General features: G+C 64.1%; 9 protein-coding genes. 3 read left to right on the top strand and 6 right to left on the bottom strand.

The annotated features are described in order from the left end of the window. Position 1 precedes the first annotated feature (1 nt). From BM374_RS21190 to BM374_RS21165, 6 genes are all read right to left on the bottom strand, one after another. A complete protein-coding gene (locus tag BM374_RS21190) occupies positions 2-982 on the bottom strand; it encodes an ABC transporter substrate-binding protein (RefSeq protein WP_092295913.1) in 981 nt (326 codons plus the stop codon). Between the two features lie 126 nt (positions 983-1,108). Beyond that, positions 1,109-4,204 carry a MexW/MexI family multidrug efflux RND transporter permease subunit gene (locus tag BM374_RS21185; RefSeq protein WP_092295910.1) on the bottom strand — a complete coding sequence of 1,032 codons (3,096 nt, stop codon included), beginning with the start codon at positions 4,202-4,204 and terminating at the stop codon, positions 1,109-1,111. A 68-nt stretch (positions 4,205-4,272) separates the two neighbouring features. Next, entirely contained in the window at positions 4,273-5,466 is a 1,194-nt protein-coding gene (locus BM374_RS21180; RefSeq protein WP_092295907.1) for an efflux RND transporter periplasmic adaptor subunit, read from the bottom strand. A 2-nt stretch (positions 5,467-5,468) separates the two neighbouring features. Next, on the bottom strand, positions 5,469-6,170 hold the full coding sequence (locus BM374_RS21175) for a TetR/AcrR family transcriptional regulator (protein WP_092295904.1): 702 nt from the start codon (positions 6,168-6,170) through the stop codon (positions 5,469-5,471). 123 nt (positions 6,171-6,293) lie between these two features. After that, positions 6,294-6,884, bottom strand: coding sequence for a thiamine pyrophosphate-dependent enzyme (locus BM374_RS21170; protein WP_092295901.1), 591 nt, complete (start codon positions 6,882-6,884; stop codon positions 6,294-6,296). Continuing rightward, positions 6,881-7,423 (bottom strand): phosphonopyruvate decarboxylase, encoded by a 543-nt coding sequence (locus BM374_RS21165; protein ID WP_092295897.1) that lies wholly within the window; start codon positions 7,421-7,423, stop codon positions 6,881-6,883. The genes BM374_RS21170 and BM374_RS21165 overlap by 4 nt, the downstream gene beginning before the upstream one ends. Before the next feature lie 105 nt (positions 7,424-7,528). On the opposite strand from BM374_RS21165, the gene BM374_RS21160 reads away from it, so the two are divergent. The 3 genes from BM374_RS21160 to BM374_RS21150 all read left to right on the top strand — a co-directional run bounded on the left by BM374_RS21160 (position 7,529) and on the right by BM374_RS21150 (position 12,147). Continuing rightward, a complete protein-coding gene (locus BM374_RS21160; RefSeq protein WP_092295894.1) occupies positions 7,529-8,749 on the top strand; it encodes a cytochrome P450 in 1,221 nt (406 codons plus the stop codon). A gap of 225 nt (positions 8,750-8,974) precedes the next feature. Beyond that, positions 8,975-10,189 (top strand): ornithine--oxo-acid transaminase, encoded by a 1,215-nt coding sequence (gene rocD / locus BM374_RS21155; protein WP_092295891.1) that lies wholly within the window; start codon positions 8,975-8,977, stop codon positions 10,187-10,189. A gap of 497 nt (positions 10,190-10,686) precedes the next feature. Then, positions 10,687-12,147, top strand: a complete 1,461-nt coding sequence (locus BM374_RS21150) for a Spy/CpxP family protein refolding chaperone (protein WP_177248438.1) — start codon at positions 10,687-10,689, stop codon at positions 12,145-12,147. Positions 12,148-12,150: the final 3 nt, after the last annotated feature.

Here is a 12,150-nt window from a genome sequence, read left to right as displayed (position 1 = left end):
GTTACTCGATGACCTCGTCGGCAAGGGCCAGCAAGGTCGGCGGGATTTCCAGTCCGGTCGCCTTGGCCGTCTTGAGATTGATCACCAGGGGATAGCGGGTCGGCAGCTCGAACGGTAGATCGCCGGGTTTGGCTCCGTTGAAAATCCGGGCGACGAGCGCTGCAGCCCGCTCGAAGGATTCCGGCACATCCGCTCCGTAAGACATCAGTCCGCCGTCGCGGGCAAGGTCAGCATTTTCGTAGATCGCCGGCATCTTCCGGACGGCGGCGAACTCGAACACCCGCTTGCGGTTGAGAATGGTAAGCGCATCGGCCACCATCAGGATGCCGTCCGGGGGATCGCCGTTCATCACCGAGAACGCCTCATCGAAGTCGTCAGGCTCGCGGACGCCGAGCGCCTGTACGGTGAGGCCGAGCGCCTGGGCCGCCTTCGCGGAAGCCTGATAGCGCGTGGTCATGCCGAGGTCGTCCTTATTCCAGAGCATTGCGACCTTGGTCAGTTTCGGTGACATGTCCTTGAGCAACGACAGCCGCTTGGCGCTGAGCGTTGCCGCGACGTCCGAAATCCCCGTGATTTGGCCGCCCGGATGCGCCAGGCTCTCGATCAGCTTGGTTTCGACGGGATCACCGATGCCGCTTGCCGCCACGGTCGCAATGCCAGCCGCCTTGGCGGCCATTGCCGTCGGGTAGCCCACAATCACCACTGCATCGACGTTCCTGGTCTTCAGCTCGGCAATCAGTGCGGGCAGCTTGGCGACATCGCCTTGGGCGCCGCGCGCTTCAAAGGTCAAGTTCTGATCGATCTTGAAACCGCGCTCGCCGAGAACCTTGATCAGGATCTTGCCGCCTGGACTTGTGTCCGTAATTGGCGTGATCGGAGTCAGGGTGCCCAGATGGAACGTTCGGCCGCCCTCAGCCGCAGCAGGGCTCGGTCCCAACAGCGACACACAACCGAGCCCTCCGAGGAATTCACGCCGCCTCATCGTATCTTCCCTGATATTTTCCCGGTACTGGCGCGATAGCGCGCCGGACAAGTCTAGCACGGGACAAGAAAAAAGCGGCAATGGCGAAAAGCCATTGCCGCTTCGCAATCTTCGCTTCGGACGATCTCAGGTGGGTCGTAATGCCTTGCCACTGAGGTCGAGTTCGTTGACCTGCTTGTTGCGCTCGGAATCGGCAGCCGCGCGATGGTCGGTCGCCAGGACGACGTAGACGGCCGGCAGCACGAACAGGGTGAACAACGTACCGATCGACATGCCGGCGACGACCACAAGGCCGATCGAGAAGCGGCTGGCCGCACCGGCGCCGGACGCCGTCAGCAGCGGGATCAGGCCGGTCACCATCGCAGCCGTCGTCATCAAGATTGGCCGCAACCGGATGCGGGCCGACATCTCGATGGCCGAGCGGCGATCAAGCCGCTCGTTGACCTGGAGCTCGTTGGCGAACTCCACCATCAGGATGCCGTGCTTGGTAATCAGGCCGACCAGGGTGAGCAGACCGACCTGGGTGTAGATGTTCATGGTCGCCGCGCCGAAGAACAACGGGATCAACGCGCCGACGATCGCCATCGGCACCGAGATCATGATCACGAGCGGGTCACGCAAGCTCTCGAACTGCGCGGCCAGCACCAGGAAAATAATGATCAGCGCGAAACCGAAGGTGATCGCGAGCTGGTTGCCTTCCTGCACGTACTGCCTGGAATCGGCGAGGTAGGCGTGGCTGAAGCCCTGCGGCAGCTTCTTGGCCTCGCCTTCGAGGAAGTCCACGGCGGCGCCGACGGTCACGCCGGGCATCGGCACGGCCGAGAACGTCGCTGAGTTGAGCTGATTGTAGTGCGTCAGCGAATTCGGGTCGGTCTTCGTCTTGATCGAGACCACGGTCGACAGCGGAAGCTGCTGCCCGGTGTTGGTCGCCACGTAATAGCCCCCGAGCGATTCCGGAGAGAGGCGCTCGCTGCGCGGCACCTGCGGGATCACCTGGTACGAACGTCCCTGGAGATTGAAGCGGTTGATATAGTTGCCGCCGAGCAGAACCGCGAGCGTCGAGCCGAGATTTTGCATATTGACGCCAAGATCCTGCGCCTTGGTGCGGTCGATCGTGACTTCGACGTTCGGTTGGTTGTAGGCGAGGTCGCTGTCGGAGACGATGAACATGCCGCTCTTGCGCGCTGCGTCTTTCAGCTTCTCCATCTGCTCATAGACGGTCTGGAAGCCTGCGGTCGAGTTGATCACCATTTGCACGGGCAATCCGCCCGGCCCGCCCGGCAGCGGCGGCAGATTGAACGCGAAGGCCTGCACGCCCTCGATCTTGGAAAGCTCGGCCTGGACCAGAGGCTTCAGCGCGATCGACGAGCGCTTGCGCTCGTCCCACGGCTTGAGCAACATGCCGGCGATACCGCCCTGCGGGCCGTTGATGCCGTTGAGCACGAAACGCAGGTCGGTCTCGGGGAATTTCTGGAATGCCTTGTCGAGCTTGTCGCCGTAGAAATCGACATAGTCGATATTGGCATATTTTGGTGCCTTGGTGACCGCGAACACGATGCCCTGGTCTTCCTCGGGCGCCAACTCTTTCGAGGTGTGCATGTAGAGGAAGCCGACAAGTCCGAGGATCGTCAGCGCGAACAGGCCGGTGATGGCCTTGTAGTCGAGCGAGCGGTCGAGCCGGCGGCCGTACCAACGCGTCACAGCGCCGAACACCCTGTTGACGAGCCTGGCGAACCGGCCTTCTTCGGTGTTCTTGAGGAGCACCGAGCACATCATCGGCGACAGCGTCAGCGCGATCACGCCCGACACGATCACCGAGCCCGCGAGCGTGAAGGCGAATTCGCGGAACAGCGAGCCAGTGAGACCGCCGAGGAAACCGATCGGCGCGTACACGGCGGCGAGCGTGATGGTCATCGAGATGACGGGACCGACAATTTCTCGTGCACCTTCTAGCGCCGACTGTATCGGCGTCTTCCCCTCCTCCAGATGGCGATGGATGTTCTCCACAACGACGATGGCGTCGTCGACCACGAGGCCGATCGCGAGAACCATCGCAAGCAGCGTCAAGAGATTGAAGCTGAACCCCAGCGCCAGCATCAAGGTGCAGACGCCGATCATCGACAGCGGAATGGTGACTACTGGGATGATGACCGAGCGGAGCGAAGCCAGGAACAGGAAGATCACCACAATCACGATGATCACGGCTTCGCCCAGCGTCTTCTCCACCTCGTCGATCGAGGATTGGATGAATTTGGTCGAGTCGTAGGCGACCTTCATTTTCATCGACGGCGGCAGGTTGCGCTCGAGCTCGGGGAACAGCGCGCGCACGCCCTTGACCAGCGTCAGTGGGTTGCCCTGCGGCGTCGCCTGCACGCCGATGAAGATTGCATGCTCGCCGTTGAAGGCGACGCTCGCGTCCGTGCTCTGGGCGGCAAGCTCGACGGTGGCGATGTCCTCCATGCGCACGAAGCCGCCGTCCTTGGCCTTGACGATCATCTTCTTGAACTGGTTGACGTCGGTCAGACCTGTGTTCGTCGAGATGTTCGAGACGATGAGGTAGCCCTTGGTCTGGCCGGCCGCAGACTGGAAGTTGTTGGCCGTGATCGCGGCGGCAACGTCCGCCGGCGATACGTTGCGGCCGGCCATCTTCACCGGATCAAGCCAGAGTCGCATCGCAAAGGTCTGACCGCCCAGGATGTCGGCCGAAGCCACGCCATCGACGGTCGACAGCACCGGCTGCACCACGCGTGTCAGATAGTCCGAGATCGCCGAGCCCGACAGCTCCTCCGAGGAGAAACCGAGATACATCACGGCCGTGGTCTGGCCCGTGGTCTTGGTGACGATCGGGTCGTTGGACTCCTTCGGGATCAGGTATTTGACCGAGTTCGTCTTGGCCAGCACCTCGGTGAGCGCCTGGTTCGGGTCGAAATTCAGCTTGATGTAGACCTGGATCGTCGAGGTGCCGAGCACAGAGGACGACGTGATGTAGTCCACGCCCTCGGCGGAGGCGACGGCCTGCTCGATCGGCGTCGTAATGAACCCCTGGATCAGGTCCGCGGATGCGCCAGGATAGATGGTCGTGATGTTGATGACCGTGTTCGACAGTTTCGGATACTGCCGGATCGGCAGCACCATCGCCGCGCGCAGTCCGATCAGCAGGATCAGCAAGCTGACAACGACCGACAGAACCGGGCGCTTGATGAAAATATCAGTAAAGGCCATCGCGGCGATCTCGATTTCTATGTCTCAAGAAACGTGATCCGGCCAGGCCGGATCACGCACATGTATGCTCAGTAGCGCGGCGGCTGCGCCGGAATCTGCGGAGCCGGGTCGGTCGAAATCGCAACGGCAGCGCCCGACTGCAGCTTGAGCTGGCCGACGGCGACGACCTTGTCGCCCGCCTTGATGCCCTTGATGATCTCGACGCGACCATTGACGCGGTTACCGGTCTGCACGAACGTGCGCACCGCGCTCAGGCTTGTCTTGCCGTCCGCTTCCTTCTTCTCGGTGATCACGAATACCGAGTCGCCGTACAGCGTGTAGTCGACCGCCGTCTCCGGAACGGTGATCGTGGCCGGCTTGTCCGGCAGCACCACGGTGGTGGTCACGAACATACCGGGCTTCAGGATCTTCTCCGGATTGGCGATCGTCGCCTGGACGCGGATGTTGCGAGTATCGGTCGCGATCTGCGGCTCGATCGTCGTGATCTTGCCGTCGAAGGTACGGCCCGGATAAGCGTCGACCTTCAGCCGGACCGGTTGGCCGACCTTGAGGCTTCCGGAGTCCTTTTCTGTCACCGTGAAGTTGGCCCACAGCTCCGACAGATCGGTCAACGAAACGATCGCCGTGCCGGCCGTCAGATACTGGCCGACCTCGACCTTGCGGACGCCGAGCTCGCCCGAGAACGGCGCACGCACCAGCTTCTGCGAGATCAGCGCTTCGGTCTTGGCGATGCCGGCCAGCGCCTGGTCGTACGCGGCCTGCGCCTGGTCGACGGTTGCCTGCGGGCCGAACTGGCGCGAGGCCAGCTGCTTGGCGCGATCCAGCGAAAGCTGCGCCACTGTGGCCTGCGCCTTGTAATTGGCGAGGTCGCCCTGCTCCGGCGCGTCGAACAGCTGCACCAGCGGCGTGCCGGCCTCGACATGCGTGCCCGGCTCGAACTTGATCTCGGTGACACGGCCGTTGACGTCGGCGGTGACGTCGACCTGGTGCACGGCGGCGAGACCGCCGACCGCGGTGAGCAGGTTCGGCACCACCTCGGACTTCGCTTCCGCTGCGCTGACCAAGGTCGGCGGCGGCTTGTTGTTCGCGAAGAACTGCTTGATCATCTGGCCGCGGAAATAATTGAACCAGACGAGACCGCCAACGAGCGCGCCCAGGAGCGTGCCGACGATGACGAGCCAAAGCACCGGCCGGACCGGACGCTTGGGAGCCTTGCTGTCGATTGGTTCGCCCGAAATCTTGTGTTCGGTTACGATGTTCATTGTCATACGCTTTCTGCAATCGCCGTCTTGCCAGCACGAGCGGCCTGATCGCGGCCCAGATGCGAAGCAATTGCGGCGTCGTTAAGTCCGATGCCTCTGAGGAGAAACTCACAAAGCTGCCGCTCGAGATCGTTCGGCCCGCCATAGGCAAGACACGGCACCGAGGGCAGCCTGGTCAGCGCAGCTGTCATCATCGTATGATGCGCAAACCAGAACAGGTTGAGCGGTTCATTGCCACAGGCCCGCGCATCGCCGGCGGCGACGGCGCGCTCGAGCGAGGCGACGAAGATCGGGCCGATCAGCGTCTCGATCTTGGCATACAGCAAACGCGCGAACTCGCCGTCATCCAGATGACTGGTGGCCATCAGTCGAAGGCGCTGCGCCTCCTCCTGATCGGGGCCGTCGGCAATCAGCAGGAAATGCTCGACCATGCCGCGGATCAGCTCAACTAAGGTAGCCGTCGACGGCTCCCGCTCGAGAAGCTCGGTCAGCGCCGGGTCTGCTTCGCATTCGTCGCTGAGGATTTCGGCGTAGAGCGCCGCCTTGGACGGGAAGTGCTTGAACAGCAGCGCCTCGGAAATGGCAGCCGCGGCCGCCACGCTCTTGGTCGTGGTGCCGTTATACCCGTGTCGGGCAAAGCAGCGTTTCGCGGCACCGAGGATCAATTGACGCCTCAGGTCGCTCGTCATACGCAATGAGCTCATGCTAGTGAGTAAGCACTCACTAGCGCGAAAGTCAAGCACTATGCTGCATCGCAACCTGAGTGCGTTGTAAAATCAGTGGAAATAGGCCTCACCTACACGGCCTGCGAGCAGGACCGCGGCGACCTAGATAGGCTGAAAGCCGAGGTCCCCCCGGATCCGGTTGAGGATGTAAGTCCCGTCCCGGGTCGGCAAGATCCGCTCCAGATTGGCGCTGTCGATCTTCACATCGGCAAATCGCGGGCCCGCCGAGACGTCCTGGACGGCTTTGGCGAAGGCCTCCACCTCGGCCATCGTCGAGATCGCCCGGCTGTCCTTGATGCCACAGGCCCTGGCAACGCCGACGAGGTCGACACCGGCAGAGGTGTGGCTGGTCTGGCCGCCGGTCTCACCATAGGCCTCGTTGTCGAGCACAGCGATCGAGAGGTTGGACGGCTTTTGAAGGCCGACGGTGGCAAGGCTGCCCATGCCCATCAGCATCTCGCCGTCGCCGGTGATGACCAGCACCGGCAGATTCGGCTGCGCCAGCGCGAGCCCGAGGCCGATCATCGCCGCGCCGCCCATGCCGCCCCAGAGATAGAAGTTGCGGGCGTGGTCGCCGGCGGCGGTAATGTCGTTGGTCGAGGCCCCTAGGCCGCCGATCGCAACGACGTCCCCGCGGTTCGCAAGCAGCACGGAGACAACCTGGCGGCGGTCGAGGAGATTGGCCTTGCTCATTTGGTGAAAACCTTGGCGCCGATCAGACGCTGCGACAGCAGGACGGCGGTGGGCGTGAGGGCGTTGTAGGCCTGCGCCGCAGCCGCTTCCAGCACCGCCGGCACCTCGGCCGCGTTCGAGGCGCGCAGCACCTTGACGCCTGAGAGCTCGAGCACGCCCTGCGTGGTCGAGCCCATCGGCACCTGCCACGGATTGAACTCGCCCCACTCGCCGCGCATGGTGATGAGCGTGAGGAACGGAAAACGCAGGACCGGGATCAGCGACAGCATGTTGATGCAATTGCCGACGCCGCTCGATTGCATCAGCAAGACGCCGCGCTGGCCACCGGCCCAGGCGCCGGCGAGCAGCGCCACCCCCTCCTCTTCCGTCGTTAGCGGAATGCCGCGCATCGTGGAGGAGCCCAGCACGCGGTGGATCAGCTTCGCATGGCCGGCATCCGGCACGTAAGCCACCTGCCGGACGTCGAAACGTTGCAAGGTTGCGAAAATATCGTCTGGCCAGTTCGGGGCCGTATCGGCAGCGTCAGCGCGTGCGTGCATTTTCCTGTCCGGTCGGCTAGCAAGGTGCGCAGACTGTAGACGCGTGCACGCATCGACCAGAACAACAAAAACGGCATAACGGCTTTAACCGGCGAGTATAACGGGATGAACGCAGATGCGAAGGAGCTGGCGGCGAGCTTCGACCTCGAGAGGCTGACGCCGGAGTTCTACGACAATCCCTATCCGACCTATCGTGCACTGCGGGAGAATGAGCCGGTCAAGCGGCTGCCGAACGGCACCGTGTTCCTGACGCGCTACGACGATCTCGTCACCACCTACAAGAACACGAAGTCCTTCAGCTCCGACAAGAAGCGCGAGTTCGCGCCGAAATATGGCGACACGCCCCTTTACGAGCACCACACGACGAGCCTTGTCTTCAATGACCCGCCCGCCCACACCCGCGTGCGCCGCCTGATCATGGGCGCGCTGTCGCCGCGCGCGATCGCCAACATGGAGGGCGACCTCATCAAGCTGGTCGACGGCCTGCTCGACGCCATCGCCGCCAAGGGCCATTGCGAGTTGATCGAGGATTTCGCCGCCTCGATTCCCATCGAGGTGATTGGCAATCTGCTCGATGTGTCACATGACGAGCGCGGGCCCTTGCGCGACTGGTCGCTGGCGATCCTTGGTGCGCTCGAGCCCGTGGTGTCGCCTGACGCGGCTGCGCGCGGCAACAAGGCGGTGACGGACTTCCTTGGCTATCTCGAAACGCTGGTCGCGCAGCGGCGCGCGAAGCCGGGCAATCCCGACCGTGACGTGCTGACGCGCCTGATCCAGGGCGAGGACAACGGCGAGCGGCTGACCGAGAAGGAGCTCTTGCACAATTGCATCTTCCTGCTCAATGCCGGCCACGAGACCACGACCAACCTGATCGGCAACGGCCTCGTTGCGCTGCATCGGCATCCTGACCAGAAGCAGTGCCTGATCGACGACCCCAACCTGATCAAGACCGCGGTCGAAGAGGTGCTGCGCTACGAAAGCTCGAACCAGCTGGGCAACCGCATGACCACCGAGCGGGTCGAGCTCGGCGGCGTCGTGCTCGAGGCAGGCACGTCGGTCACTCTGTGCATTGGAGCAGCCAACCGCGATCCCGCACAGTTTCCGGACCCGGAACGTTTCGACGTCGCGCGCACGCCGAACCGTCATCTTGCGTTTGCCACCGGCGCACATCAATGCGCGGGCATGGCTCTGGCGCGACTCGAAGGCGCGATCGCGATCTCGCGCTTCCTGGCGCGCTTTCCGGACTACGCCGTGAACGGGCAGCCGATACGCGGTGGACGGGTGCGGTTTCGGGGTTTCTTGAGTGTGCCTTGCGCGATCGGGTGAGGCCTCAAAGTAAAAAGTCGAAAACAACCCCATGCACAGTAGACCGCGGGTTGGCCAAGGATGAGCTGTGGCTCGGCAGAACCATCTGACATTTCGAGCAAATCTGGCCGTGCCGCATCATTGGGCGTATGAAAGCTTCCGCACGTTCCGGCCGATACCCACATCAAGCTGAGCGCGGCCGGCGCAGTCGGCCAACGCTCGCGCGTAGCAATGGAGTGACGACAGATGAGCTCGTCGGTCATTGATTTCCTCGCAACGGAACGGCGCCTTGGCACCTACAATTACGAACCGATCGGGGTCGTCCTGTCGCGCGGCGAAGGTGTCTGGGTCTGGGATATCGAAGGCAACCGCTATCTCGACTGCCTCTCCGCCTATTCAGCGGTCAGCCAGGGCCACTGCCACCCCAAGATCCTGGCGGCGATGGTGGAGCAGGCACACCGGCTGACGCTCACCTCGCGCGCCTTCCACAACGACCAGCTCGCCCCCTTCTACGAAGAGATCGCGGCGCTGACCGGCTCCCACAAGGTGCTGCCGATGAACAGCGGCGCCGAGGCGGTCGAAAGCGCGATCAAGTCGGTCCGCAAATGGGGCTATGAGGTGAAAGGCGTGCCTGATGGCCAGGCCGAGATCATCGTCTGCGCCGACAATTTCCACGGACGCACGCTGGGCATCGTCGGCTTTTCAACTGACCCTGAGACTCGCAAGCACTTCGGCCCGTTCGCGCCGGGCTTCAAGATCATCCCGTTCGGCGACGCCGCTGCTCTGGAAGCAGCGATCACGCCAAACACCGTCGCGTTTCTGGTCGAGCCGATCCAGGGCGAAGCCGGTGTCATCATTCCCCCAGCCGGCTATTTCACGAAAGTGCGCCAGCTCTGCACGGCGAGCAACGTGATGCTGGTGCTCGACGAAATCCAGACCGGGCTCGGCCGCACCGGCAAATTGCTCGCCGAGCAGCATGAGGGCATCGAGGCGGACGTGACGCTGCTCGGCAAGGCCTTGTCCGGCGGCTTCTATCCGGTGTCGGCCGTGCTCTCGAACAACGACGTGCTGGGCACATTGAGGCCCGGGCAGCATGGCTCGACCTTCGGCGGCAATCCGCTTGCCTGCGCGGTCGCGCGCGCGGCGATGCGCGTGCTCGTCGAGGAAGGCATGATCGAGAACGCGGCCAGGCAGGGTGCGCGCTTTCTGGAAGGCTTGAAAGACATTCGTGCCAACACGATCCGTGAGGTGCGCGGACGCGGCTTGATGCTGGCGGTCGAACTGCACCCCGAGGCCGGCCGCGCGCGCCGCTACTGCGAGGCGCTCCAGGCCAAGGGCATCCTCGCCAAGGATACCCATGAGCACACGATCCGCATCGCCCCGCCGCTGGTGATCACCAGCGACCAGGTCGACTGGGCGCTCGAGCGGTTCGCCGCGACCCTGACGCAGGATTTCTCGTGAGGTTGCCTGCGTCGGAAAATCGCAATGCCGGCCGTGGCCAGCAACGAACGATTCCGTTCGCGGTGCGTTGAAACGTCGTGGGCAATTACGAGTTGGGAGCGACAATCATGCTTCCGCGTGGCGTTTGCTTTACGGCTGTCTTCGTTGGTATCTCGATGCTGGTGCCGGGCGTCGCGTTCGCCCAAGGACCAGGCCACGGAAGGGGCGGACCACCCGTAGCGCCAGCGGCCCGGCCCGCACCGCCACCCGCCATGGCTCGTCCGGCTGCGCCGCCAGCCATGGCCCGTCCGGCGGCCCCGCCCGTCATGGCACGCCCCGCCGCACCGGCGTTCCATCCGCCTTCCATGGCGCAGCGGCCGGCCATGGCGCCACACTTCGCCGCACCGCAACCGCGGCCGGCCCCACACTTCGCTGCGCCCCCACCGCGCGCTGCCCCGCACTTCGCAGCGCCGCGGCCTGAATTCCATCGGGCGCCGGCGGCGCCGCAGCGTCCCGCCATGATATCGCGGCCGTCGCATATCGCCGCCCCTTCGCGCCCAAGCGCACCGCCAGCCGCGACCGAGCGGCTGTCGCGACGGAATCAGATCGAACAGCGCGCGCAACAGCATCAGCAGCAGATCCAACAGCGACAGCAGATGGTGCAGCAGCGCCAGCGCGAGATGCTGTCGCGCCAGACCTCGGAGCGCCAGACCCGCATCGATCGCCTGCAGCAGCGCGTGCAGCAACTCCAATCGCAGAAGCCTGAGGGCGCGCGGGCGTTGCGCGAGCAGCAACGGACATTGCAGACGCAGAATCGCCTGCTCGAGCGTGAGCAGCGTGCGCAGCAAACCGATCTGGCGCGCCAACAGCGGCTTGGATTACAGGCTCCGGCCGGGCGCACGCCAGCAACTGCCGCGGCCGTGCAGGCCGCCGAGCGCGGGCGATTTACCGAGCCCTTCCGTCAGCAGACGACTGCGCAAACCCAGGCGGCGCTCACCACCCGCGAGAGCGGCTGGGCGCCGCGCGAGGCCTGGCGGCACCGCCATCCCGCGGTGTTCGTGGCATGGCTCGGGCCCGTGTTCTGGCCGTACGCCTATTCCGACATTTTCGACTACACGTTCTGGTCCTACGCTTACGAGCCCGACTACTGGGCGTACGCCTATGACGACTTCGTCGATACCGTGTTCTGGAGTGACCAAAGCCCCTATTCCGCCTACGCCAGCATCAGTCCGTATGACACTCCGCAAGTCGGCGGTGGTTCTCGCCCGCGCCAGCGCGCCAGCGTGAGCCCGCGAACGCTACAGCAGATGTGCGGCACCCCGGACAAGGGCGTCACCGCCTGGCCGCTTGCCGATATCGCAAGAGCGGTGCAGCCGACGCCGGAGCAACGCGCGCTGCTCGACGACTTGAAGGCGGCCGCCGCCAAAGCTGCCGACGTATTCAAGAACTCCTGTTCGGAGACCTATGCGTTGACGCCGCCCGGCCGCTTGCGGGCCATGATGAACCGCATCAGCGCGACGTTGGAAGCCGTCAAGATCGTGCGACCGGCGCTGGAGAATTTCTACAACTCGCTCAGTGACGAGCAGCAGGCCCGCTTCAACGCGCTCGGCCCCAATGTCGGCGACCGCTCGCAGCAGCAACAGCAAGCCAGCGCCGAGACCTGCAGCGCGCCGAAATCCGGCCTGACCCAATTCCCGGTCCAGAGGATCGAGGCTGTGCTCCACCCCGCCGGCAAGCAGAAGGACGCACTCGACCGCCTCGGTGAAGCGACGGCCAAGGGCGTCGAGGACCTGCAGGCGTCCTGCCCGAACGATACGCCGCTGACGCCGGTCGGACGGCTCGAGGCGATGCAGCACCGGCTCGAAGCCATGCTGACGGCCGCCAACCTGGTCGAGCCCGCGCTCGACGAGTTCTACGCCACGCTGAGCAGCGAACAGAAGGCGCGATTCAACACGCTGCAACAGGTCGCCGGCCCGTGAGGG

This window comes from Bradyrhizobium sp. Ghvi (assembly GCF_900115265.1).
In the GTDB taxonomy this organism is placed as follows: Bacteria; Pseudomonadota; Alphaproteobacteria; order Rhizobiales; family Xanthobacteraceae; genus Bradyrhizobium.
Note: the sequence above shows the minus strand (reverse complement) of the source record. Positions and strands in the feature narration are given on the sequence as shown.

Bases quoted from the DNA above. Each gene is read 5' to 3' on its own strand.
- BM374_RS21190 (WP_092295913.1), bottom strand. From the start codon at position 982: ATGAGGCGGCGTGAATTCCTCGGAGGGCTCGGTTGTGTGTCGCTGTTG.
- BM374_RS21185 (WP_092295910.1), bottom strand. From the start codon at position 4,204: ATGGCCTTTACTGATATTTTCATCAAGCGCCCGGTTCTGTCGGTCGTT.
- BM374_RS21180 (WP_092295907.1), bottom strand. From the start codon at position 5,466: ATGAACATCGTAACCGAACACAAGATTTCGGGCGAACCAATCGACAGC.
- BM374_RS21175 (WP_092295904.1), bottom strand. From the start codon at position 6,170: ATGAGCTCATTGCGTATGACGAGCGACCTGAGGCGTCAATTGATCCTC.
- BM374_RS21170 (WP_092295901.1), bottom strand. From the start codon at position 6,884: ATGAGCAAGGCCAATCTCCTCGACCGCCGCCAGGTTGTCTCCGTGCTG.
- BM374_RS21165 (WP_092295897.1), bottom strand. From the start codon at position 7,423: ATGCACGCACGCGCTGACGCTGCCGATACGGCCCCGAACTGGCCAGAC.
- BM374_RS21160 (WP_092295894.1), top strand. From the start codon at position 7,529: ATGAACGCAGATGCGAAGGAGCTGGCGGCGAGCTTCGACCTCGAGAGG.
- rocD (WP_092295891.1), top strand. From the start codon at position 8,975: ATGAGCTCGTCGGTCATTGATTTCCTCGCAACGGAACGGCGCCTTGGC.
- BM374_RS21150 (WP_177248438.1), top strand. From the start codon at position 10,687: ATGATATCGCGGCCGTCGCATATCGCCGCCCCTTCGCGCCCAAGCGCA.